Origin of the sequence: Paenibacillus sp. A14, from assembly GCF_036864815.1 — a bacterium.
In the GTDB taxonomy this organism is placed as follows: domain Bacteria; phylum Bacillota; class Bacilli; order Paenibacillales; family Paenibacillaceae; genus Fontibacillus; species Fontibacillus sanfengchensis.
In genome coordinates, this window is record NZ_JBAGJD010000009.1 from 1 (window position 1) to 23,604 (window position 23,604).

Genomic DNA, 23,604 nt, shown 5'->3' on the forward strand with positions numbered 1-23,604 from the left:
AGCACCATATCGGGGACGGTGCGGTACAGCGTCAGCACCTGTCGGCGGAATCGGTTGAAGCGGGCCATCTGGCCGATGAAGCGGTTCAAACGCGGCACATCGCTCCGGACAGCGTGGAAACCTGGCAGCTGTCCGCCGAACTGCAGCGGGATGGCCTGCTGCCGTCGGCGGGGCTCGGCGGAGACCAACTGCAAGCGGGATCGATTGGCCCGCAGCATCTTCAGCCGGGAGCGGTGAACGCGGAGGTGCTTGGCACCGAGGCGGTAGGCCCGGATCATCTGCAAAGAAACGCCGTGTACAGCCATCATCTGACGGCGGGCTCCGTCCAGAAGCACCATATCGGGGACGGTGCGGTACAGCGTCAGCACCTGTCGGCGGAATCGGTTGAAGCGGGCCATCTGGCCGATGAAGCGGTTCAAACGCGGCACATCGCTCCGGACAGCGTGGAAACCTGGCAGCTGTCCGCCGAACTGCAGCGGGATGGCCTGCTGCCGTCGGCGGGGCTCGGCGGAGACCAACTGCAAGCGGGATCGATTGGCCCGCAGCATCTTCAGCCGGGAGCGGTGAACGCGGAGGCGCTTGGGGCCGAGGCTGTAGGCTCGGACCATCTGCGGGCCAACGCCGTATACAGCCGTCATCTGACGGCGGGGTCGGTACAGGAGCACCATATCGGGGACGGTGCGGTACAGCGTCAGCATCTGTCGGCGGAATCGGTTGATGCGGTGCATTTGGCCGACGAAGCGGTCCAAACGCGGCACATCGCTCCGGACAGTGTGGAAACCTGGCAGTTGTCCGTCGAACTGCAGCAGAGCGGTCTGCTGCCGGCGGGGGGAATCGGCGGAGACCAACTGCAAGCGGGATCGATCGGCCCGCACCATCTCCAGCCGGGAGCCGTGAACGCGGAGGCGCTTGGGGCCGAAGCTGTAGGCGCGGATCATCTGCAGAGAAACGCCGTGTACAGCCGTCATCTGACGGCGGGGTCGGTACAGGAGCACCATATCGGGGATGGTGCGGTACAGCGTCAGCATCTGTCAGCGGAATCAGTTGATGCGGACCATCTGGCCGAGGAAGCGGTCCAAACGCGGCATATCGGCTCGCATGCCGTTGAAGTTTGGCATCTTTCCCCCGCCCTGCAGCAGGACGGTCTACTGCCGCAGGCTGGAGTTAGCGGCCAAGATTTGCAGCCGGGCTCCATCGGAAGCGGCCATTTGCAAGCGGGGGCGGTGACGGCGGAGGCCCTTGGCGCCGAGGCAGTGGGCCCGGACCATCTTCAAGCGGACGCCGTAAGCAGCCGGCACATTACAACGGAGGCCGTACTGGAACAGCATCTGGGCGAGGCGTCGGTCGGTGCCGGAAAAATCAAGCCCGGTGCGGTCGGGCCGGAGCATTTGAGCATCACTCCCGTTCAAGCCCCGTTCGGGCAGCCGACACTTCAGCAGTTCGGAATGTGTCCGTTCTTGCTCTCCAGGAACGAGATTTCCACCGATGTTACCGTCATGTTTGATCAGCCTTATCCCAACGAGCATTACGTGCTCGTCGCCATGACAAACCAGCCCGCTTATTACGTCTCGCTAAAGGAACAGACCCGGGAATTGGCGGTGGTGGAGGTCACCAGGTTGAGAGACAGCCATTTTAATTACGGGTATATCACGTGGATTGCCGTAGGTTCATTTGATTAAACCGCATGCAAAGAACAATTTTTGACTACAAAGCGGCCGCGCCGGAATTTCCGGGCGGCCGTCTCCCGTTTTACAGAAAGGAGGGAGCGGGATTTTAGAACCAGGGGTTTGGAGAGATTCGTACCATCCGGAAATCACTACGGGAAATCAGGTCGTGGGGAACAAACGGGAGACGCCGATATCGGAATATATATAAGTTGAACAATTGATTTACCTGTAAGGCAGCCGTGTGAAATGTTCTTCCGATCGCTGCCCGTCCCAGTTTTCTTAATTAAATTTATACGGTAGAAATCCGGTCACAAAGGCGAACGCAGCCTATGCTTCCGATGCAGCTTTCTTAAGTTCAACTTATATAGCTTTTTGTCGAAAATGACAAAAAAGAGCCGTTCAGATTATATACAGTATTTCCCTCTCTTTTGTATAATAACTTTATTACTTATAGAGCGGAGGGAGCGACGTGCATGGGTTCGTCTGGAGGAAACTAGGGCTTGTCATCCTGTGCTGCTGGACTCTGGCCGGTTGTCAGTGGGCGGACCGGATGGCGGAGGATATCGTAAGGGAAACCGCGGCGATCCTTCAGCCAATTCAGGAGAAATCGAAAGGCCCGGAAACCGAAACGGAACAAAGTACGCAACAGACCAAGCCAAAGCCCAAAAAGGATTCGGAATCGAAGGCAGCGCCGATTACCGGAACTTTGACGGTTGCCGATTTAAAGAACAAATACAGCAACGCCTATACCGAGGTTCGAGGGCCGGGGACTCTGGCTCAGGTTGAACCCGATGAAACCTTCTACATAACTTTCAAATCCGTCTTCGGAAAAAAGCTGCGCCCCGAAGATATCGTGTCAGTACATACCGATTCGAAGGCCCTTCCGGAGAGCCGAATCGATTACCGGGCCGAATTTGACGAGAGAGCGGCCCCCGGTTCCAGGGTGGTTTTGTCCCCAGCGCTTTATGGCGTTTTAACATCCAATTATACTTATCAAGCTGGTGAAAATGTGTGGGGGAACGCCCCTAAATACTATATCCGTGTAAACTACGATATGAAAGCGGCTGACCCTGTTCGTCTTGATTCGCCGATTGTCATTCCGTTTACGGTGAAGTCGGCGCTGCCCGTGCCGGAGGTTTCCGCCCAAATTAGCGGAGAAGGCCGATTGAAGCTGGGGTGGAAGCCTGTGGAGGGAGCGGAGGCCTACCATATCTACAACGATATGGCCGATTTTGCCGGCGACGGAAAGAAACAGCTTCCTATCCCGGGCGCCGGGGGCGGGTTTAAGGATAATTATCCGATTTTGATCGGAGTAACGACCGAAACCGAATTCGACGATTTTATGATGGACGGCCATGGAGCATTGAGCTATTTCTCCTCCAAGGATAGAGTCACCTCCCAAAATCTTATGGTTAGCGGAAACTATTATGTGACAGCCGTCAACGGAGAGCGGGAATCCAACTTTAGCAAAGCGGTACAAACGTACCCGCTGTTGGGCAAGCTCCCTTCCAAATTGACGGAGGAGGCCTCGGACCGGTTGTTGCTGGGCTTCCAAAGGCTGGAGGGACTGCCGCAAAAGGTGGACGTCGAAAATGTGGATGGGCGTGTGACAAGCCGCACGATTGTCTACGATACGTTGAGGCTGTCTTCTCCGGAGAATGAAGAGGATTCCAGTCGGGTTTATTATAGAATTCCGGGGACGGCTCTCAGAGGCTGGATAAGCTTCTACGACCGCCCGACGGACCGGGAAATCCAGGCGTTGGAGGCCCGGCAGGCTTCCGTTCCTCAAGCGGAATTGGAGGCGTTTCGTTTGGCCGAGGAGGAGCCCTCGGGGCCGCAAATCGAGATCAAGACTTGGAAGCAGCGGTTTCCGGAGGAGGATAACGATCCGACCGAGCTTAAACGCTGGGACCGTCAGCTCGTTCCCGACCTGCCCATCCTGAAGGAAGTGAAGATTCACGCGGATTCGGCCCTGGAAGAGTATCTGGCCAGATTCATGATCGATGGCCAACGAAAAATTCCTTTGAGCGCTTTTTCCGAGGCGGAGGATGAGGAACTGCTCTTAGATGTGCTGAACAAGGTGTATTATCAAAACCCGATGATTCTTGGCGTCAAAAGCTACAGATACAGTTATTTCAGTGAGGCCCTTATCGTGGATTACCATGATTCACAGCGAACGATCAAGGAGAAGCAAGCCGAGACGCTGGAGGCGGCCCGGCATATTTTGTCCTCCATAATCAGGGAAGGGATGACCGAAGGGGAGAAACGATTGGCCATTTACGACTATTTGGACAACAATTCGGTATATGACGACGAAGCCTATGAAAACTCGGAAGCTCACGATTTTGAATATGTCGATGACGAATTTTCCGATGCCTATACCCCTTACGGTGTTCTGGTCAAGCAAAAGGGCGTCTGCATGAGTTACGCCTATGCTTTTAAGCTGCTTGGGGATCTTGCTGGGCTGGAAAGCATCGTCGTTACCGGGACGCTGGACGATATTCCCCATGCCTGGAATAAAGTCCGAATCGGCGAGGATTGGCTGAATGTCGATGCGACAAACGGCGCCACGAATGCGGGGGTGCCTTACTTCCTGTACAATGCCGGCGATCAGTTGGCCGAAGAGCTGAACTTTCATTTTGACGAAGACTATGTTTTGGACAGCGAGCTGTACGATTACGCCGGCAAATCCAACTCCAAAGATTATTATGCCTCCCATGGCTTAGAAGTCAAAACGCTGGCGGAGTTCAAGAAGAAATTGGCGAAAGGCCTGCGGCGGGGAGATGAGGTCATTTCGCTCCGTGTCGCTTCCAATCTGGATGAAAACGATTTGATGGAGGCCGCCTCGGAAACATTTTATCAAATTTCCCCGGAGCTGGCGGAGGATGCGGATTATTACGAAATGGAAAATTACGTGGTAATTTATCCGTAGCGTGGCGGCAACCCGGCAGTTGGGCTGTCATCCGTTCCTCTCCGTAGTATAATGAAACTATCATTTCTATGGAGGAATCTAGTGTGACATTGATCAGGCAACTGGGGAATCAGGATGAATTTGTCGGTTTTTACCTGCTGAAATCGTTGGAAATCAAGCAGACGAACAGCACGCCGCCCAAGGATTATCTCGATATGATGCTGTGCGACGCCAGCGGGGAGCTCCCGGCCAAGCTGTGGGATGCGTCTTCGACCGACAAGGAAACCTTTTTTCCGATGGGTCTCGTAAAGGTAAAAGGGCTGGTCCAAACCTACCGGGACAAACTGCAGGTAAAGATCATGCAAATCCGCCCGGCGAAGGCCGAGGACGGGGTGAAGTTGACGGATTTTATCCGCTCCGCGCCGATTTCGTCGGAGGAGCTGATGCATACGATCCTGCACGTCGTGAACGGGATTGCCGATGAAGAGATTCGGGAAATCGTGCGGTTCTGTGTGGGAAAAGTAGAGGAGAAGCTGGAGCATGCTCCGGCGGCCAAGACCCATCACCATGCTTATTTTGGCGGCTTGGCGTACCATATGGTGCGCATGCTGGAGCTCGGCGATTTCCTGTGCCGCCAGCGGCCGTTTTTAAACGCCGATCTGCTGAAGGCCGGTATCATCCTGCATGATATCGCCAAACCGGAAGAGATGGTGGCGCAGCTCGGCATCGTGTCCGAATACAGCGTGCAGGGCAGGCTGGTTGGCCATATCGCCATGGCTTCGAATTGGATTACGGAGGCCGCCGTCCGGCTCGGAATCGGACCGGAGTCGCCCAGGGTGCTCGGCTTGCAGCATCTGGTGCTGTCGCACCACAACCTGGGCGAATGGGGGAGCCCCGTTCAGCCGCAGATGGCCGAAGCGGTCGCCTTGCATTACATCGATGCGATGGATGCCAAGTTGCAGATGGTGGAGGACGCTTTAAATACAACACCGGAGACGGACGAATGGACGCCGTTGATTCGCGGGCTTGAGAACAAGGCCGTGTACCGGACCAAGTTGTAGGCATAAAATCTCTTACCGCACTTATATGTTTAAGCTGATAAAAGGCTGCCGCACTTTGGAATATCCACCGTGCGGCAGCCTTCTTATTCTTGAAGCTCGGGCTGAACCTAGATATTTTGTGCGTAACGGGGCTCGGGAACTTTGGTCAGAATGACATACAGCGAGGAAGGCTCGCTGCCCGAATTTGTATACGAGAACGTTTCCTCTCCCTCCAAATGCACGATTTCCCCTTTAGCCAATGCGGACTCGACGCCGTCCACGGAAACCGTTCCTTCTCCCTCGAGACCGAGGAGATAAACATCCGTTCCGGGGTGCTGATGTGCGGGCAACTGCTGTCCTGGCAAGAAGTTTAAAACAAATACCACACTCTCGCCTTTTTGAAAGGCGATTCGCTTCGTAAATCTCCCCTCTTGATATTCCTGCAGACTTGCCAATGTTTTTTTCTCCATGTGAATCCCTCCTTGCCTTTATCCTACCCGTCCGTGGGGAAGCAAACCTTGATTCAAATCAATTTTTGCAAAAATCATGCATATAGTTTGAACTATTGATTTGCATACTAGTGCCTCGTCAGACAACCTTGACTAACAAGAATTCCTCCTGCATATCTGCAAGTTTTTTTCCTGTTCGGAACAAAAATTTCAAGAATCCTGCAATTCAGCAGGAATTTTCGGCGAAGTAGGCTCGTTTCTCTAAAATTGCTGAAATACCTGCAGATTTACCTCATTTGGAGTTGGAAGTGCAACTAGGCTAGGCACCCTGATCGCCCCGGGCTTAATACGGACTTGGATGTCTGTGGGCTTGAGACTGCGTACTTATCGGGCACCTCACTCCCTCCAAATTATAGTTGACGCAGCGGTTTCTCATTTTCTCCTACTACGATGTCTAATGGGGCAATAGGCAGCGGTGTACATTTGAATTAAAAGGAATTCTTCCCGTTAATTTGGTGCGTATGCGGCTGCAGAGGCGAATTAGCTGGAGAACCTCCCGCTAATTCGCCTGAAATTGTGTATATCGGCAATAGGGCTGCGAAATAGATGGAGTTTTTCCAGCTGAATCCGATCGAAGAGCCAAGAGCGGTACATTAACGGGAGATTTTCCCGTTAATGATGTAAACTCCGACGGTAGGGCTTTATATCTACAATTGTGGATGTCGGCAACGTATCTCCGAAACCCTATCATATCCTTCCCCAACGCCAATTCGTTAGTTCAACCTATACAGAATCTTTTTTTGGGAAAAAAATTCTTTATGATTGTTGCTTGACGAAGCGTTGAGTTCCAGGTATATTAATAAATGCTTTTTAATATTTTACTGCTTATTATTTAAACTATATAACTATTAAGTTATGAATTAATGAAATAGAGAAAGGAGATGGTTCAAATCATTAGATGGACAGATCATGGAGGGGAACAGGCGTGGAAGGACAAGACTTGCTCGAAGTAACGACGATGTTCAGAACTTTGATCAAGGGCATTACCCAAGAATGGAACAAACGCGGAGGCGAGTACAATCTCAGCTTTCCCCAGTTTAAAATGCTGCACATCTTGAGCCGAAGCGGTCCGCAAAGGGTTTCGACGATTGCGGAAAAGCTGGGGCTTACCTCGGCGGCCATTACGGGGCTGACCGATCGTTTGGTGACCGAAGGGTATGCAATCCGGGCCCGGGACGAAGACGATCGGAGAGTTGTTTATATAACCATTACCGAGCTGGGTAAGGACATTGTAAATAAAATCATACAAGAGCAGGAAGAGTCGAACCGGACGATATTCAGTATGCTGGACGATAGAGATATTCGGCATTTGAAGCGGATATTTTCGCAGATGATTGCCTATTTGGAAAAAGAGAACTAAGAGGTGGAGAGAGTATGGAGCACTTATCATTAAAACGCAAAATAACCATTATGATTGCCATTATGACGGCCATGTTTTTTGCGGCGATTAACCAAACGATTACGAGCACGGCGATGCCGCGCATTATTTCCATTCTCGACGGGATGGATTATTATACCTGGACGATCAATATTTATTTGCTGACCTCGACCATCGCGACCGTCCTGGTCGGCAAGCTGTCCGATATTTTCGGACGCAAGCCGTTTATCTTGATCGGTATTTTATTGTTTATGGCCGGCGCCTTTCTGACGGGAACATCTTCCAATGTATTCCAGTTTATCACTTACCGCGGGATTCAGGGGATCGGCGCGGGGATTATCCAGTCCACGGCGTTTACGGCGGTCGGGGACTTGTTCGCTCCTCGTGAACGCGGGAAATGGATGGGCTTTATGACCGCTATTTTCGGTTTTTCCAGTGTGCTTGGACCGACGCTTGGCGGTTACCTGGTCGATCATCTGGATTGGCACTGGTTGTTCTGGATCTTCCTGCCGCTCGGGGTCGTTGCCTTTATTATGATCCTCACTTTGTTTCCGAAGGTGGACCGCAAGCAAGGGGAGGGGATCGATTACCTGGGTTCCCTGTTTATGACAACAACGATCGTGCCGCTGCTGCTGGCTTTTTCCTGGGCCGGAACCCAATATAAGTGGGGCTCTGCACAAATTCTCGGCCTATTGGCGGCGACGGTCGTCTCTGCGGTAATCTTCGTCATCATTGAATTGAAAACGAAAAACCCGATTTTGCCGATGCATTTGTTTAAAAACGATGTTGTAACGATTTCCAATCTGATCGGTTTTATTATGAACTTCGGCATGATGGGCGCTATGATCTACATCTCCTTTTTCGTGCAAGGGGTCATGGGAATTACTCCGACGTATGCCGGTTATGTAACGATGCCGATGAGTATTTTTATGGTCATTACGAGCGCCTTGACGGGGCAATGGATCGCCAAGCAAGGCAAGTACAAAAAATATGCATTGATCGGCGTGCCGGTTATGATACTTGGCATGGCGCTAATGGTTATTATGAACAGCGTCTGGCTCGCGGTGGTGAGCATGATGGTCTTCGGGATCGGGTTGGGCCTGGGGATGCCGGTCTTCTCGCTGGCCACGCAAAATGCGGTTCCGCACAAGGAGCTTGGGGTTGTTACGGCTTCCTCCCAACTGTTCCGTAACCTGGGCGGTACGATCGGGATCGCGGTCATGGGTACGGTCATGTCCAACAGTTTGGCGGGCAACCTGAAGAGCGCACTCCAGTCGGACAGCGCCGTGGACTTCAGCAAGATGGATCCGGCGATGGCTAAACAGCTTACCGCTTTCGCCAATCCGCAGACCTTGATGAACAAGCCGCTGATCGAACAGACGCAAGCCAGCCTGCCTGGGGACGTGCAGCCCTTGTTCGCGCAAATGATCGCGAGCATACGGGCTGCGCTGGGCGATACGCTGTCCGTCGTGTTCCTTACGGGGACGCTGGTCCTGGTCGTCGCCTTCGTGCTGGTCTTCTTCCTGAAGGAACTCCCGCTGCGTACGACGAATCAGGCTTCGTCCGAGGTTGGTGCAGAACCCGCTGGTGAAGCCAAACGCCAAGCCGCTTCTTCCAAAGCAGCCGGTGTAAAAGCATAATTCCCAAAGATAGGGAATGAGAGCAGGGTGGGGCTGAGAAGCGCCATGCTGCTCTTTTTGTTTCTTTTTTGAAAATAATGAAAATAAACTAAAATTACAGAAAATTTACATGGATCGATCTACCGGGAGATGGTATAATCGATATCTTGTGACGTAACTTGAAAACATATTTATAAAAGGGGAGAATACCACATCATGAACCATCAGAAGAAAAAGCTGAACTGGACGATTCGGCTGCCGCGCTTCAAAAGTATGAAAACGAAATTGATTGTTTTTATGGCGGCGCTGGCGATCATTCCTGTGATCATCGTTGGGGGGATTTCCATAAAACACGTCCAAACCACGATGATGCTTGAAACGGAGGACTCGTCCCTGCAATTGGCCAAAGAAGTCAGACATAGTGTAGTCAATTACCTGTCAGGAGTAGAGGGCTCGATTAATTTGCTGGCCCATAACGTGGATTTTACGGAGTTTTCAAAAAATCCCAACAATCGTACATACGGACAGTTTCTCCTCGAAGATATGAGAAATACCCGAGAAGATTTCAGAAATGTTTATTTCGCCTCCGTCGACAAAGAACTGCTGATTGCACCGAAGGAGACGGAGCTGGGGGATTATGATCCGACGCTTCAAAACTGGTATAAAGAGGCCATCAAAGCGAACGGGGAACTGGCGATCAGCGAACCCTATACGGACAAGGCCACGGGAAAGATGACCCTTACAGTCTCCCAGGCTGTGCTGGGCAAAGATAAGGCCGTTTCCGGGGTCATCGCGATCGACCTGGATATCGACGCGCTCAGCAATGATATCAATCAGATTGAAATCGGCGAAAACGGCTATATGCTGGTCCTTTCCAAAAACGGGATAGCGATCACACATAAGGACCAGAAGCTGATCGGCACGAACGAATTGAGCAAAATAAAACTGTGGAAAGACATAGCCGGCCGGGAGGAAGGCTTCAGTCAATATGAATACCAGGGCGTTTCCAAAACGTCGGCCTTTACGACCCATGCTAAAACCGGGTGGAAAATCGTAGCTACGTTGGACACGAAGGAAATTACGGATAGCTCCAGGGGAATCCGTCACCTCACTTTATGGCTGATGATCGCGTGCGGTCTGGTTTCCGTAATGGTAGCCTATTTCATCAGCCGGAAAATTGGGCGAAACGTTCAGGAAGTTAAAACGGGCTTTGCCCAAGCCTCCCAGGGCGATCTGACCACCCGCATCCACGTAAATTCGCAGGATGAATTTAAGGAACTGGAAGCCAGCTTTAACAGCATGATGGAGGGACTGTCCCAAGCGCTGCAGAATGTCGAGGTTTCCTCCAAGACCGTGCTGGAGACCTCCTCGTCTTTGTCCAGAATGACGATGGAAACTTCCCGTTCCGTGGAGCAAGTGGCCAAGGCCATTGAGGAAATCGCCGTGGGAACCGTCCGCCAAGCCGAAAACTCGCAGACGAGCGCCGATGAAATTGCGGAGCTTTCCGGAAATCTGGAACGTATATCGGCTTCCACGCTGGAGATGGACGAAGCCTCGAAAATCTCGGCGGAATATGGAAATAAGGGTCTTGGACAGGTATCCCTGCTTGCCGAAAAATCCGGCCAGACCAAACAATCCACGGACGAGGTTCGTCGGAGAGTACAGGATATCGAGAAGCATATGGGAGACATCCATCAAATGCTGGCCGCGATTTCCGAAATTTCAACGCAAACGAATCTTCTGTCGCTGAACGCCTCCATTGAAGCGGCCAGGGCCGGGGAGCACGGCCAAGGATTTGCGGTCGTCGCGAATGAGGTCCGCAAGCTCGCCGAGCAGTCCAGCGCCTCCGCGGCGGAAATCGGCAAGATGGTGGCCGGGATCCAGAGTGTCGTCAGCGAAGCGGTAAGCGCGATGAACCGGACGGAAACGGTAGTGCGGGAGCAAGAAACGGCCGTGGAAGAAACGAAAGAGATTTTTGAGCAGATCATCGTTTCGGTACAAACCTTGATCGACAAGGTCCATACGGTTAAAAGCGATGTGATGGAGAGCGATCGGAACCGGGAAAATGTCGTCCGGGAAGTTGAGAGCCTTTCCTCCGTATCGCAAGAGATCGCCTCGACTTCGGAGGAGGTGTCCGCGTCTACCGAAGAAATCTCCGCCACGATGACGGAGTTTACGAAGCATGCCGCAGGGCTGCAAAAACTTTCCGAGCTGCTGGACGACGAGCTTAAGAAATTTAAGCTGTAAACGGAAAAACAGCCGGTGGCTTCCTTGGGAGGAAGTCGATAGACATTTTTATGACAGCCGTTTCCTTTTTTTAGGGAACGGCTGTTTTTTTACACAAAGTTTAACAATATGTCGAACTGGAATTAATGCGGAATTGATACTGGGACGGCAGAATGAATTTCATGAGAAAGAGGGGCCAATTCATGCATAATTAAGGGTGTGATTAATGAGATGCTTGGTGAAAAAACGGAGTGCTCCCGGGAATTGACCCGCGGGGAGGCGGTGGTCCTGCTGAACCGGCTGTTCGGTATTCAAGGAAGAAAGAACGAATTGTTCAACGATGTGAAGCAGGAAAGCGACTATGCCGAAGCCATTGGGGCGGCAAGCCAGTTGGGCCTGATCCGGGGAACCGGCCTCCGGCAGTTCAGCCCCCAGGGCAGGGTTCGAACGCTGGACTATCTTGTCATGCTGCACCGGTACCTGATCGGATTAAACCTGCTGGAGCCAGAGCCCGAGCGGCTCCGGAGGGGAGCAACCGATGAGTTGCAACTGAACCGGGTTCCCTTTTATACGAGAGAAGCGGTTCTTTTTTTCCAATATGGCGGTTATTTGTCGGAAGGATCCGTACCGGGAGGCCTGTTTCGCCCGATCCCGCGGGCGGAAGCGATTCTGCTGCTGGACAAGTTGAGGCAGGCGTTCTTGGAACATCTCCCTCCGGAAAACAGGCGCGACTGAGCAAGGACCGACTTTGACCCTGAATCGATTGTAAGCGGAAAGGAAATAATTAAACCTCAAGCCGGCGCACGAGCGGCTTGAGGTTTTTGATTATCCGCGCTGTTACGGCCGGCGGATTTGCGGGGATGCATAGAGATCCGACAGCAACCGCATCGTTTTCAGGCCCTCGCGCTCGTCGATCCAAAACTTCCGGCCTTCCCGGATATGGTTGTAAAAATCGGAAATCAGCCGGCCATGGCTATAGCCCCAGTAAGATTTCCCGGCAGCCGTTCCGGTTTCCCCGGAGAGGAAGGGGGGACCGCAAAGAAGACTCTCCTGGCCGCCCTGGTTCAGGATAAGGCGATTCCGATGCTGGTGAAGACTGCCGCGCTCGAAAATAAGCTCCAGTTCGACGGACGAGTTGACCGAGTAAGCGTTTGTGGCGTAAAAGAGGCAACGCGTTCCATTTTTAAAGGTAAGCGCGGCATGTACCGTATCCTCCACTTCTATGACTTCATGGAGAAAGTCAGCACTGGCGCAGCCCCGAATGGAAGAAACTTCGCCCCCGAACCATTGCAGCAAATCGAGGGTGTGGATCGCCTGATTGATCAGAACGCCGCCGCCCTCCGTTTCCCAACGCCCGCGCCACGTACTGTTGCTGTAATAGCTCGCGTTCCGGGACCAGGTGACGATGCCTTTCATGCAAACTAGGTTTCCCAGTTCACCTGTATCAATGAAATTTCGAATGATCTGGGAGGACTCGTTATATCGGTTTTGAAACATCACTCCAAACTGCGCGTTGCTTCTCTCCGCCGCTTGAGAGATTTGCAGCGCCGCTTCGAGGTTATGGGCCATCGGTTTTTCACTCAGCACGTGCTTCCCGGCCCGAAGCAGTTCGACCGCCATTTCGGCATGCAGATGATGAGGCGTGCACAAATGAACGACCTGAATATCATTCCGGTCCAGCAGCTCGCGGTAACGGGTTGCGGCCTCGCACCCGAATTCCCCGGCCGCCGCTTCCGCCTGGCTTCGATCCTCATCGATGACCACCCTCAACATGGCTCCGTCCATTTGTCTCAACGCCTCGGCATGCAGCGGGAAGATCGTCCCGCAGCCAATAATCGCCGCGCCTAACGCTTCATTCATTTGCTTATCCCATCCTCTTCCCGGGAAATGAGCATCGCCTGCGCCTGTGCCTTCAAGCATAATTCTGCGGCTTTAAAGGCGTGCTCCTGCGTCATGGCCCGTTCCGTTCTGTGCAGGCAATCGAGGATCAATTCCCCGAAGTAAGGAAAGCCGATTTGGCCGCGAACGCTGAAATGTCGCTCCCCTTCCCGGTTGACCAGATAGACGTGATCGCCATCCGAATCCCGGGCGATATCGGTGTATTTTCGCAGTTCGATATAGCCCTCGGTGCCGAGAATAAACGTCCGACCGTCCCCCCACGTGCCGAGTCCGTCCGGCGTGAACCAATCGACGCGAAAATACTGTGTGGCCCCGTTATCCCCCAGCAGGGTGGCGTCGCCGTAATCCTCCAGTTCGGGGTATTCGGGGTGATGGTAATTGGCGACTTTGCTGTGCAGCACCCGGGCATCCTTGCAGCCGGTATAGAACAGAAACTGCTCGATTTGATGGCTGCCGATATCGCACAGAATGCCCCCGTACCGCGCCTTGCGGAAAAACCAGTCCGGCCTCGAAGGGGAATTCAGACGGTGGGGGCCGAAGCCGGTGACCTGGAGCACTTTGCCGATCGCCCCCTCCCGAATCAGCTGTCCGGCATAGACGGCGGATTCCACATGGAGGCGCTCGCTGTAATAAACCGCGTATTTGCGGCCGGTGCGGTGAACGGCTTCCCGGGCCGATTCCAGTTGATCCAGGTTTGTGAACGGCGCTTTGTCGGTAAAATAGTCCTTCCCGGCATCCATGACCTTAAGCCCCAACGCACAACGATCCGACGGAATCGCGGCGGCGGCCACAAGCCGGACCTCCGGGTCCTCAAGCACCTGCTCCAGCGTAGCCGCGCGGACCGCCTGCGGAAACTCGCGGATGAACGCTTCGGCTTTGGCCGGATCCGGATCATACACCCATTTCAGGCTGGCCCCGGCTTCAACCAGTCCGCCGGTCATGCCGTAAATATGGCCGTGATCCAAAGCGACGGCCGCAAACGTGAACTCGCCGGGCTGCACGACCGGCCGGGGCAGGCCTTTCGGGGCGTAGTTCATCCCGTCCCGCGTTTGAAAAGCCTCGGGCCGGAGAACTTGCCCGGGCTCGTTTGTTCCTTGCGGCGACGATTCCATCCCTACGGTGGGCTTTGTGTCCATCAAATCCCCATCCTTTCGCGGATAAATTGCACAAACGCCGGCAGCAGAGCGCCGGAGCTGTATTGCCCGCTGAAATCCTCGATACCGAGATACCCGTCATACCTGACGGATTTCAAGTCGGCCAGCAGCCGGCGGAAATCGACAAATCCCTCGGCCAGGGGCGCCCAACCTGACCGCCAGCCCGGGGAGCCGTAATTTCCTTGAAGTGCAGCCACGCTTCCTCGGGCAGGTTCGGGTCGATCGAGCATTTATTATGGCGCCAAAAAGAGGGCGCTTCCCCCGCAGCCATAGCGGCTATTTCGTATTTTTAAGGCGATTCGAGATTCTAACGGACGGAGTAGCACTGACGTTGCATCAAACCTGACACATAGTGCTGCCCGCCACATTAACGGCATTTTGGGCCGTTATTTCGGCCCGCTTTTCCCAAAAATAAGGCCCTAAAGGACCTCTATTTCACGCCGAAGGGACGGATTCGACAAAATAGCGACGCAAACGGCCCTTATCCACCCGCCCGGCTTCAAAGGGAGGCTGTTACAGCCATTAGCCCCCTCGGGTTAATGCAACGCCAGTGAAGTCTAACGGCTGTAGCAGCCGCTATTTAACGAAAAGTAACCTTTTCAAAATTCTAGCGGTCGTGAGCGCCGTTATTTCCCTGGATTCTCGCCCTAACAGCCTGTTTATCCGAAAATAAGCGCCGTGGCGACCGTTAGAATGGGAAGTCGGCGTTTTCAGGGCAAATAACGGCTGTGGCAACCGTTAGCGTAATTTTCGTCTTCGCGCCGGATCCAACTCGCCACACCGAGGCGACAAGTTTCAAAATAAGCGGCATCCTGTCAGGTTTGATGCAACTTCAGTGACAGAGTAGCGGCTATTTTGGCTAAAGGTGATCATGCGGGCGGTAATGAGTCACAAATAGGGCGCTATGGCTTCCGTTAGATTTCCCAAAAGCGCTTTTTCACGAAATAACGGCTATTACGTCCTCAAGAGCAACTATGGAGAGCTCGCCCCGCTTGCTTGCCCGTAATGCACCGCTAGCTTCCCGCCCGCCCCGCTCGCCTCCCGCACGGTAGCAAGGCCGCTGGCATACTACCATGTCTGTTGGGCCGCTAGTGCGTGCCCGAGACGTCCAGCAGCTTGCCGCCGGCGGGACCGATGGTTTTGCGGTAGGCCGAGGACTTGATTTTTTCCTGCAGCTTGGCATAGAATAAGTCCTCGTTCAGAGGTAATTCCACCCAGTCCGAGGTCCAGGCGGACAGGTGCATGGCGTTGGAGAGGGTGAGGCCGAGAATGCCCTCCTCCCCGGGGGCGAGCAGCGGCTCGCCGCGCAACACGGCGTCGGTGAAGTTTTGCAGAATGCCCCGATGCTGCTGACCTATGCCCTCGCCGACCGGGATGTCGCATTTCCAGCATTCCGGCTGGCCGAATCCGCCGGTGTACTCGGCGTTGAATTTCGGCTCCGGCACCCGGAGGCGCCAGAAGGTCAGCTTGCCGTCTTCCGCGACGATTTTGCCGTTGTCGCCCGAGAGCTCGAAGCGATTGGTGCCCGGGGCCTCGCCGATCGTCGTAACGAACAGGCCGGTCGCGCCGTTCTCATACTCTACATAGGCCGTGACATCATCTTCGACTTCGATGTTCCGGTATTTGCCGAAATGGCAAAAGGCGCGTACCCTTTTCGGCATCATGCCTGTCGTCCACTGCCACAGGTCGAGCTGGTGCGGGTCCTGGTTCAGCAGCACGCCGCCGCCTTCACCGGCCCAGGTGGCCCGCCAGCCGCCGGAATCGTAGTAGCTCTGCGAGCGGTACCAATTGGTGATGATCCAGTTCGTCCGCCGGATCTCCCCCAGCTCTCCGGAGCTTACCAAATCGCGCAGCTTGGCGTAGAGGGGATTGGTGCGCTGGTTGTACATGATGCCGAATTTTCGGCCGGACTTGGCGGCGGCGAGGTTCATGTCGCGGACCGCCTTGGTGTAAACTCCGGCCGGCTTTTCGACCAGCACATGGTAATCGTTTTCAAAAGCGCGCACCGCCAAGTCCGGATGATCGTAATGCGGTGTGGCAACCAGCACGGCATCCATGGCGCGGGAGGCGAAGAACGCGTCCGCGTCCGGAAAGGTCAGCACCGATTCGGGCAGGTGCTCTTTCGCCCACCGGAGCCGTTCCGGGTTGCTGTCGCAAACGGCCGTAAGCCGGGCGCCGCGGATGTCTTGCAGAAGCTGTTTGGCATGGGAGGTCCCCATATTTCCGATGCCGATAATACCAAATCGTACTTGATCCATTGGAGCATACCTGCCTTTCCATCTTAGCGAGGATGCTTTTAGCTTAGCTGGAAGCACAGTGAAATAGAATCGCAAAGGTTAAGTTACTTTTGCACAAAATTAAGGTGTATTCGGAAAATGAAAGTGATAATATAAGAATTTATAGAGTGAAAAGTCCGTTGCGCAAAAAGGAGGAGAATATCGCATGCAGGCAGGGGATCCATTTGTCGGGCGCTTGCTTGAGGGCCTGGCCGTGACGGTGACGCATGTTCAATTGAGAAGCGGCTTCCCCGGATGGAACCGGTCGGAGCAGTCCCCGAGTTTTAACCGTCTGTATTTTATAGCCGCTGGGGAAGGATCGGTCGTGCTCAACGGGATTACATATTATCCCCGGCCCAATCAGCTGATGATTATGCCGGCCGGGGCGAGTCAGGTGACGTTCACTTCGCCGGAAAATCCGTATACCCGCTATTTTTGCCATTTTGATGCGCATGTGGGGGAGTGGCCGCTTTTTCATGCGGGAAGTCCGCTTTATATCAGCGATGTCAAGGAGCCGGTAGCGGTTCGCGCCGCTTTCGACGAATTGGTCGGCCAGTTCCAGTCGGGCGGTCCCTTCTCGGCGCTGCGGATGCAGGCCGGGCTGCTTCAATTGCTGGCCGCCTGTCTGGAGGAAGGAGGTTACGGCGATCATTTGAAGGACTATCTCCAGTTTACGGAGCGGAGCAAGCTGGGAGGGGTGCTCAAATTTATCCACGACCATCTGCACGAAACGATTGAAATCGAAACCTTGGCCGAAATTGTGCATCTGCATCCGAATTATTTTATTCCGTATTTCAAAAAAATTATGGGAATCACGCCGATCCACTACGTTCAGCGCAAGCGCATGGACGAAGCGAAGCGGCTGCTGACCTACACCGATGATAGCATTGCGAATATCGCCGAACAGCTCGGCATGCAGCTGGCGTATTTTTCCCGTCAGTTTAAAGGGCATACCGGGATTTCACCCACGGCCTACCGGGCGTGGACCCGTTGACTTCAACAGCCTGAGTTTCCAAGGTACATGTCGTGATTTTGTATAGTTTTGTCGCATACTCCTACTAAAAAAATCCAAACTGGTGTGTTACTTTAATGAATAGATGTCAGGATATCATATATGCATGGGAGGTAACCGAATTGAGTATTCGAATCGGCAAGGCGAGTTTCTGGCATGTTCACGCCTGGGATTATACGCGGCAGGCGGAGGAGCACCCGGATACGGTGATTGCGGCCGTATGGGATGAGGATCCGGTCCGGGGGAAGGAGGCCGCCGACAAGCTGGGCGTTCCTTACTACGAATCGCTTGAGGCGATGCTGACCGAGGAAGATCTGGACGCCGTCATCGTCGACGCGCCAACGAACCGTCACAAGGAAGTGATCACCGCTGCCGCAAGGGCGGGGAAGCATATTTTTACGGAAAAAGTGATCGCCCCCTCGCTGCAGGAGGTCCGTGAAATTATGGAGGAAGTGGAGCGAAGCGGAGTAAAGTTCACGGTTTCCCTCCCCCGATTGAATGAAGGTTATACGCTCGCTTTGGAAGAAATTCTGGAGCGCGGCCTGCTTGGCGAGATTACTTATGTACGGGTCCGGCTTTCACATAATGGAGCGTTGGCCGGTTGGCTTCCGGCGCATTTTTATAGTCTGGAGCAGTGCGGCGGCGGAGCGATGATCGATCTCGGCTGCCATCCGATGTATCTGACCCGGTTGCTCCTGGGCCGGGAGGTGACGGGAGTAAGCGCGAACTACGGCTATATCACGGGAAAAGAGGTCGAGGACAACGCCGTTGTGACGCTGTTTACCGAATCGGGCGCCATCGGCGTGGTGGAAGCGGGTTTCGTGAACAGCCATTCTCCGTTTACGGTCGAGGTCCACGGTACGGAAGGAACCGTGTTGTACGGAACACCGGAAGACAAACTGCTGCTTAAATCGAACAAAGCGGAAAACGAGGGCAAAGCCTGGATCGAAGTGTCGCCGCGAAGCCGGCGTGAAAGCGCATTCGAGCAATGGGTCGGGCATATCCAAAGCGGCACGGTCGCCCGCGGCAACCTGCAAATGGCGGTGGAGCTGACCCGGTTGATGGAAGCGGCCAACCGCTCGGCCAGGGAAGGCCGCGTGATTCGTCCGGAAGCGGCAGCCCCGAAAATATGAGCGCCGGGAAGCTAACCCCCTTTCCGTATGAGGTCATGTTTGAGAAACAGGACCTCCTGGAGCGGCTCGACATTACAATCGTCTGGGGCCATTACGAGATCAAAGTGCTGCGTTTCCATCTGACCTCGTTTGAACCCGGAAGGGTCATTGATTTTCATAACCATGCCGAATTTGAATTTCATTTCATTCCCCGGGGGAAAGGCACGGTGATCCTTGAGGATGAGTCGTTCCCGTTATCGGAAGGGATGTTTTATCTGACGGGCCCGGGCGTCATGCATTTTCAGGCGGCCTCGCCGGAGGAGGCGATGTACGAATTGTGCCTCCACGTCGATATTGCGCCCAGGGAGCGAACGGATACCGACCCTTGGGAAGCGGCGGAGGCGGAGGAGTGCATGGAGAAGCTCCGGGAGCTGCCGCTGAAGCCGGAGTTGGACCGTCATGGGGCGATGAACTGTTTTTTGGAAGCGTATGAAGTGTGCGAGGGAAAACAACGGGGGTATTATACCTCCATTAAACAGCTGGTGATCAGTATATTGCTGAAAGCGGTAAGGGCTTATGACTCGGGAGAAATCGGCACGGAGGCCCCGATCCGCAATATGATCGCCTACCGGTACGAATATGCGGTCCAGTATATGGAGGCGAATTCTTCCGCGAGTCTGACGCTGGAGAATGTCGCCGAGAAGCTGAACATCAGCCCGCGGCAGCTGCAGCGGATTTTCCGGCAAATGGATCCCGGGAAGCCCTTCAGCAAGGTGCTGGAGGATATCCGCCTTAAGTCGGTCTGCCGGCGGCTGGAGGAAAGTGCGCTATCCATTGAGCGGATCGCCCAGTCGGAGGGGTTCACGAACGCGACGTACCTGCATTCGGTGTTCCGCAAGCGGATGGGCGTAACGCCCTCGGCTTACCGTAAGGCCAAACAGGCCAAATGAGTTCGATTTTATGAGGAGGAGAAAAAGATGAGCAAAGTGTATCGCGTAGGGATTATTGGATGCGGGGGAATCGCGAACGGGAAGCATCTGCCCAGCTTGAACAAGCTGGCGAATGTCGAATTGACGGCTTTCTGCGATATCGTTCCGGAGCGTGCGGAGGAAGCCGCCGCCAAATACGGCAGCGAGGGGGCCAAGGTATATTCCGATTACCGGGAAATGCTCAAGGAGGAGCAACTGGATATCGTGCACGTGCTGACGCCGAACGATTCACATGCCGAGATTTCCATCGCCGCGCTGGAGGCCGGCAATCATGTCATGTGCGAGAAGCCGATGGCCAAGTCGGCGGCGGATGCCAGAAAGATGGTCGAAGCGGCCAAGCGGACCGGAAAGAAGCTGACGATCGGATACAACAACCGATTCCGGCCGGACAGTCTGTATTTGAAAAAGGTGTGCGAGGCCGGGAAGCTCGGGCATATTTATTATGCCAAAGCGCACGCGATCCGGAGAAGAGCGGTGCCGACCTGGGGCGTATTTTTGGATGAAGAGAAACAGGGGGGCGGTCCGTTGATCGACATCGGCACCCATGCCCTGGATTTGACGCTTTGGATGATGGATAACTACAAACCCAAAGTTGTGCTGGGCACGAAATACCATGAATTGTCCCAGCGGGAAAATGCGGCCAATGCCTGGGGACCTTGGGATCCGAAAAAATTCACGGTGGAAGATTCCGCGTTTGGAATGATTGTCATGGAAAATGGCGCTACGATTGTGCTAGAATCCAGTTGGGCCCTCAATTCGCTGGAAGTGGACGAATCGAAGTGCAGCTTAAGCGGTACGGAAGCCGGAGCGGATATGAAGAACGGGCTGCGCATCAACGGTGAGGAGTTCGGACGATTGTACACCAAAGAGATTGACCTCGGTGCGGGCGGTGTCGCTTTTTATGACGGAAAGGCCGAAAATGCGGCGGATACGGAAATGAGAAGCTGGATCGAAGCCGTCGACAAGGATCTGGAGCCCGTGGTCACGCCGGAACAGGCTTGTGTCGTCTCGGAAATCCTGGAGGCCATCTATGAATCGGCGCGGACCGGGAAGGCCGTCTATATGAACTGATTCCCGACAGCAGCGGGGAACATGGAGGAGAAATTGTATGAATGAGCATGCCAAACATTCCGTCGTCATCGTGGGCTACGGAGGCATGGGGAGCTACCATGCCAAATTAATCAAGGACAACGGACGGCTGAAGGTGGCCGGGACTTATGATATCGACGGTCAGCGCGCAGCGGCCTCGGAAAAGGACGGGTATCCGGCGTATTCGAGCTATGATGCCGTTTTGAATGATCCCGCGGTGGAAACGATACTGATCGCGACACCGAACGATGTGCATAAAGAGCTGGCCGTGCGGGCCTTTGCCGCGGGCAAGCATGTCATTTGCGAAAAGCCGGTGACGATGTCCGTGGAGGATTTCAAGGAAATGACGGCAGCGGCCGAGCGGGCGGACCGCGTTTTGATGGTGCACCAGAACCGCCGTTGGGACGAGGATTTCCTCATCATCAAGCAGATGTATGAGCAAAAAACGGTAGGCGACCTGTTCCGCATCGAATCGAGAGTCCACGGAGCGAATGGGATTCCGGGGGACTGGCGGCATCTCGAAGCCTACGGCGGTGGGATGCTGCTGGATTGGGGCGTGCATTTGCTGGATCAGTTGGTCTTTATGGTGGACAGCAAAATTACCAGCGTGACCGGCCGCCTCAGCTTTATTCTGGGCGATGAAGTCGATGACGGGTTTGAAGCGGTGCTGCAGTTCGAGAACGGTCTGTCCGCGTTGGTCGAAGTCGGAACGACGAATTTCATTCCCCTGCCCCGCTGGTACGTAAAAGGAACGGAAGGCACCGGCGTGATCGAGGACTGGTCTATGACCGGCCGGACCGTCACCCGGAACCGCGAGGCGGAGCATGTCGAGCCCAAACCGATCCAGGCGGGCGTGGGCTTGACCAAGACGATGGCGCCGCCTTCGGAATCGGCCACGCTGACGGGCGTACTGCCGGAGCCTTTCCGCCAGCCGAGCAGCTTTTACGACAACTACGTTTCGGTACTCGAAGGAACGGCCGAGCCGCTGGTCAAGAACGATCAGGTCCTGCGGGTATTGAACCTGATCGAGGCGGTTTTCCGCTCCGGACGCACCGGCGAAACGGTGAAGGAATTCGATCTGTACTGATAAAACAGTCACCACCATCGGCTTAGCCGGTGGTGGTGACTGTTTTATTCGTCATCTTAAGAAGCGTCGTGGCGAACAGGGGGGCCGATGCCCGGCAAATTACCCGGCTGCCCACTGAAATAGCGGCCTTTTGAGCCGCTATTTCGGCCCGATTCGCTTTCGCGGATAAAATAGCGGTCAAAAAGGGCCTTATTACTCTGATGCGAGTTCCAAAATCAGGTTTGAGCCGTTTTTTTCCAAAAATAATGCCCTAAAGGACCCCTATTTTAAACCGAAGGGACGATTTCGACAAAATAGCGGCCGAAAAGGTCTTTATTCCCCTGCCCGGCTTAAAAGGGAAACTGCCGCTAACAAAAATTCGATGGCGATCAATGAACACGCTAGTGCCGTATTGTACTAACTATATAGGCTGAACTATTGATTTGCATATTAGACAGCGGTGTTAAGGGTTCTTATCACACCCTTGACCTGCAACTAAGGGTTTGATTCGATTAAAGGGAATTCTTCCCGTTAATTTGGTGCGTAAGCGGCTGCAGAGGCGAATTAGCTGGAAAACCTCCCGCTAATTCGCCTGAAATTGTGTATATCGGCAATAGGGCCGCAAAATAGATGGAGCTTTTCCTGCTAAATCCGATCGAAGAACCAAGAGCGGTACATTAACAGGAAATTTTCCCGGTAATGGTGTAGACCCCGATGGTGGGATCTTATATCTACAATTGTGGATGTTGGCAACGTGTATCCGAAACCCTATCCTATCCTTTCCCAACGCCAATTCTTTAGTTCAACCCATATAATTAAAAATAAATGCGGGGTTTCTTTTCGTGGGAGCGGATTTACGGGATGATGTGATTGAGATAGACACCCGGTATATGGCAGCCTGGATGGAGACGGCCATACGATCCATGGTTTAACGATTCGCAATACGGATCAGGCTCCCGCGGGCTTGTTCGGTATCCTTCAAGGAGCGGAGATTCGCAACCTTCATTTGACCGGCGTGGATATTACATCGTCCGCCCCGGAGGTAGGGGGTCTGGCAGGGATTTTGTATTACGGTCATATTGAAAATGTATCCGTACAGGGGAGCATTGCTTCTGCGGCCCAATCCGTTGGCGGCTTAAGCGGGGTGATGTATGGTAGTGCCAAAAACATCGCCATCGATGCGGAAGTATCGGGGAGCTACTGGGTTGGCGGAGTAAGCGGAGTTCTTAAAGTGACCAGGAGGATTGAAAACGCCGCCGTAAAAGGAAGCGTTACAGCTACTTCGGGGCTAGCGGGAGGGATTGCCGGCAGCGCGGAGACGAGCAGTGTCATCCTTAACTCCTATGCTTTGGCCAAAGTGACGGCCCCGAACAAAGTTGGGGGAATCGCCGGCGGTTCCTTCGGTACGATCCAAAAGTGTTATGCAGCCGGGTTGATTCAGGGAAATTCTAAAACAGGCGGTATTTCCGGCAGTGAGGGCTTGATTACCGATAGCTATTATGACAGCGAGTCAACCCGTGTGATCGGCGGTGGCGGCGAGCCGAAAACTACGGAAGAAATGAAGCGACAGGCGACTTTTGCAAACTGGGATTTTATCCAGGTGTGGGAAATCAAGGAGGGCGTCGACTACCCGACATTAAGACGGCCCCATCCTTGA

General features: G+C 54.0%; 18 protein-coding genes. 13 read left to right on the forward strand and 5 right to left on the reverse strand.

The genetic code is table 11. The annotated features are described in order from the left end of the window. The 3 genes from V4U88_RS20605 to V4U88_RS20615 all read left to right on the forward strand — a co-directional run. The coding region (locus V4U88_RS20605; protein ID WP_334075135.1) for a WIAG-tail domain at positions 1–1,679 on the forward strand (1,679 nt) is incomplete at its 5' end. Between the two features lie 457 nt (positions 1,680–2,136). After that, on the forward strand, positions 2,137–4,599 hold the full coding sequence (locus V4U88_RS20610) for a transglutaminase domain-containing protein (RefSeq protein WP_334075136.1): 2,463 nt from the start codon (positions 2,137–2,139) through the stop codon (positions 4,597–4,599). Positions 4,600–4,682: 83 nt separating this feature from the next. After that, positions 4,683–5,639: a 3'-5' exoribonuclease YhaM family protein gene (locus V4U88_RS20615; protein WP_334075137.1), complete on the forward strand. Its 957-nt coding sequence runs from the start codon at positions 4,683–4,685 to the stop codon at positions 5,637–5,639. 107 nt (positions 5,640–5,746) lie between these two features. Here the strand turns inward: V4U88_RS20615 and V4U88_RS20620 are convergent, their stop codons facing one another. Beyond that, entirely contained in the window at positions 5,747–6,088 is a 342-nt protein-coding gene (locus V4U88_RS20620) for a cupin domain-containing protein (protein ID WP_334075138.1), read from the reverse strand. Between the two features lie 937 nt (positions 6,089–7,025). On the opposite strand from V4U88_RS20620, the gene V4U88_RS20625 reads away from it, so the two are divergent. From V4U88_RS20625 to V4U88_RS20640, 4 genes are all read left to right on the forward strand, one after another. Further along, positions 7,026–7,487 carry a MarR family winged helix-turn-helix transcriptional regulator gene (locus V4U88_RS20625; RefSeq protein WP_334075139.1) on the forward strand — a complete coding sequence of 154 codons (462 nt, stop codon included), beginning with the start codon at positions 7,026–7,028 and terminating at the stop codon, positions 7,485–7,487. A gap of 14 nt (positions 7,488–7,501) precedes the next feature. Next, on the forward strand, positions 7,502–9,145 hold the full coding sequence (locus V4U88_RS20630) for an MDR family MFS transporter (RefSeq protein ID WP_334075140.1): 1,644 nt from the start codon (positions 7,502–7,504) through the stop codon (positions 9,143–9,145). Positions 9,146–9,340: 195 nt separating this feature from the next. Then, positions 9,341–11,371, forward strand: a complete 2,031-nt coding sequence (locus V4U88_RS20635) for a methyl-accepting chemotaxis protein (RefSeq protein WP_334075141.1) — start codon at positions 9,341–9,343, stop codon at positions 11,369–11,371. Between the two features lie 210 nt (positions 11,372–11,581). Further along, a complete protein-coding gene (locus tag V4U88_RS20640; RefSeq protein WP_334075142.1) occupies positions 11,582–12,085 on the forward strand; it encodes an S-layer homology domain-containing protein in 504 nt (167 codons plus the stop codon). Between the two features lie 102 nt (positions 12,086–12,187). Here the strand turns inward: V4U88_RS20640 and V4U88_RS20645 are convergent, their stop codons facing one another. The 4 genes from V4U88_RS20645 to V4U88_RS20660 all read right to left on the reverse strand — a co-directional run bounded on the left by V4U88_RS20645 (position 12,188) and on the right by V4U88_RS20660 (position 16,661). Continuing rightward, positions 12,188–13,210 (reverse strand): Gfo/Idh/MocA family protein, encoded by a 1,023-nt coding sequence (locus V4U88_RS20645; protein ID WP_334075143.1) that lies wholly within the window; start codon positions 13,208–13,210, stop codon positions 12,188–12,190. Continuing rightward, positions 13,207–14,286, reverse strand: a complete 1,080-nt coding sequence (locus tag V4U88_RS20650) for a Gfo/Idh/MocA family protein (RefSeq protein WP_334075311.1) — start codon at positions 14,284–14,286, stop codon at positions 13,207–13,209. Before V4U88_RS20650 ends, V4U88_RS20645 begins: the two co-directional genes overlap by 4 nt. 98 nt (positions 14,287–14,384) lie before the next feature. Then, positions 14,385–14,633: a hypothetical protein gene (locus tag V4U88_RS20655; protein ID WP_334075144.1), complete on the reverse strand. Its 249-nt coding sequence runs from the start codon at positions 14,631–14,633 to the stop codon at positions 14,385–14,387. An 858-nt stretch (positions 14,634–15,491) separates the two neighbouring features. Further along, complete coding sequence (locus tag V4U88_RS20660; RefSeq protein WP_334075312.1) at positions 15,492–16,661, reverse strand: Gfo/Idh/MocA family protein; 1,170 nt, start codon at positions 16,659–16,661, stop codon at positions 15,492–15,494. Between the two features lie 184 nt (positions 16,662–16,845). Between V4U88_RS20660 and V4U88_RS20665 the strand changes: the two genes are divergently transcribed. From V4U88_RS20665 to V4U88_RS20690, 6 genes are all read left to right on the forward strand, one after another. Further along, entirely contained in the window at positions 16,846–17,673 is an 828-nt protein-coding gene (locus V4U88_RS20665; protein ID WP_334075145.1) for an AraC family transcriptional regulator, read from the forward strand. Between the two features lie 140 nt (positions 17,674–17,813). Continuing rightward, on the forward strand, positions 17,814–18,824 hold the full coding sequence (locus V4U88_RS20670; RefSeq protein WP_334075146.1) for a Gfo/Idh/MocA family protein: 1,011 nt from the start codon (positions 17,814–17,816) through the stop codon (positions 18,822–18,824). After that, entirely contained in the window at positions 18,821–19,753 is a 933-nt protein-coding gene (locus V4U88_RS20675) for a helix-turn-helix domain-containing protein (protein ID WP_334075147.1), read from the forward strand. Before V4U88_RS20670 ends, V4U88_RS20675 begins: the two co-directional genes overlap by 4 nt. Before the next feature lie 27 nt (positions 19,754–19,780). Next, positions 19,781–20,863 (forward strand): Gfo/Idh/MocA family protein, encoded by a 1,083-nt coding sequence (locus V4U88_RS20680; protein ID WP_334075148.1) that lies wholly within the window; start codon positions 19,781–19,783, stop codon positions 20,861–20,863. Between the two features lie 37 nt (positions 20,864–20,900). Further along, positions 20,901–21,968, forward strand: a complete 1,068-nt coding sequence (locus V4U88_RS20685; RefSeq protein WP_334075149.1) for a Gfo/Idh/MocA family oxidoreductase — start codon at positions 20,901–20,903, stop codon at positions 21,966–21,968. An 877-nt stretch (positions 21,969–22,845) separates the two neighbouring features. Continuing rightward, positions 22,846–23,604 carry a GLUG motif-containing protein gene (locus V4U88_RS20690; RefSeq protein WP_334075313.1) on the forward strand — a complete coding sequence of 253 codons (759 nt, stop codon included), beginning with the start codon at positions 22,846–22,848 and terminating at the stop codon, positions 23,602–23,604.

Bases quoted from the DNA above. Each gene is read 5' to 3' on its own strand.
- V4U88_RS20620 (WP_334075138.1), bottom strand. From the start codon at position 6,088: ATGGAGAAAAAAACATTGGCAAGTCTGCAGGAATATCAAGAGGGGAGA.
- V4U88_RS20625 (WP_334075139.1), top strand. From the start codon at position 7,026: ATGGACAGATCATGGAGGGGAACAGGCGTGGAAGGACAAGACTTGCTC.
- V4U88_RS20630 (WP_334075140.1), top strand. From the start codon at position 7,502: ATGGAGCACTTATCATTAAAACGCAAAATAACCATTATGATTGCCATT.
- V4U88_RS20635 (WP_334075141.1), top strand. From the start codon at position 9,341: ATGAACCATCAGAAGAAAAAGCTGAACTGGACGATTCGGCTGCCGCGC.
- V4U88_RS20640 (WP_334075142.1), top strand. From the start codon at position 11,582: ATGCTTGGTGAAAAAACGGAGTGCTCCCGGGAATTGACCCGCGGGGAG.
- V4U88_RS20645 (WP_334075143.1), bottom strand. From the start codon at position 13,210: ATGAATGAAGCGTTAGGCGCGGCGATTATTGGCTGCGGGACGATCTTC.
- V4U88_RS20650 (WP_334075311.1), bottom strand. From the start codon at position 14,286: ATGAACTACGCCCCGAAAGGCCTGCCCCGGCCGGTCGTGCAGCCCGGC.
- V4U88_RS20655 (WP_334075144.1), bottom strand. From the start codon at position 14,633: ATGCTCGATCGACCCGAACCTGCCCGAGGAAGCGTGGCTGCACTTCAA.
- V4U88_RS20660 (WP_334075312.1), bottom strand. From the start codon at position 16,661: ATGGATCAAGTACGATTTGGTATTATCGGCATCGGAAATATGGGGACC.
- V4U88_RS20665 (WP_334075145.1), top strand. From the start codon at position 16,846: ATGCAGGCAGGGGATCCATTTGTCGGGCGCTTGCTTGAGGGCCTGGCC.
- V4U88_RS20675 (WP_334075147.1), top strand. From the start codon at position 18,821: ATGAGCGCCGGGAAGCTAACCCCCTTTCCGTATGAGGTCATGTTTGAG.
- V4U88_RS20680 (WP_334075148.1), top strand. From the start codon at position 19,781: ATGAGCAAAGTGTATCGCGTAGGGATTATTGGATGCGGGGGAATCGCG.
- V4U88_RS20685 (WP_334075149.1), top strand. From the start codon at position 20,901: ATGAATGAGCATGCCAAACATTCCGTCGTCATCGTGGGCTACGGAGGC.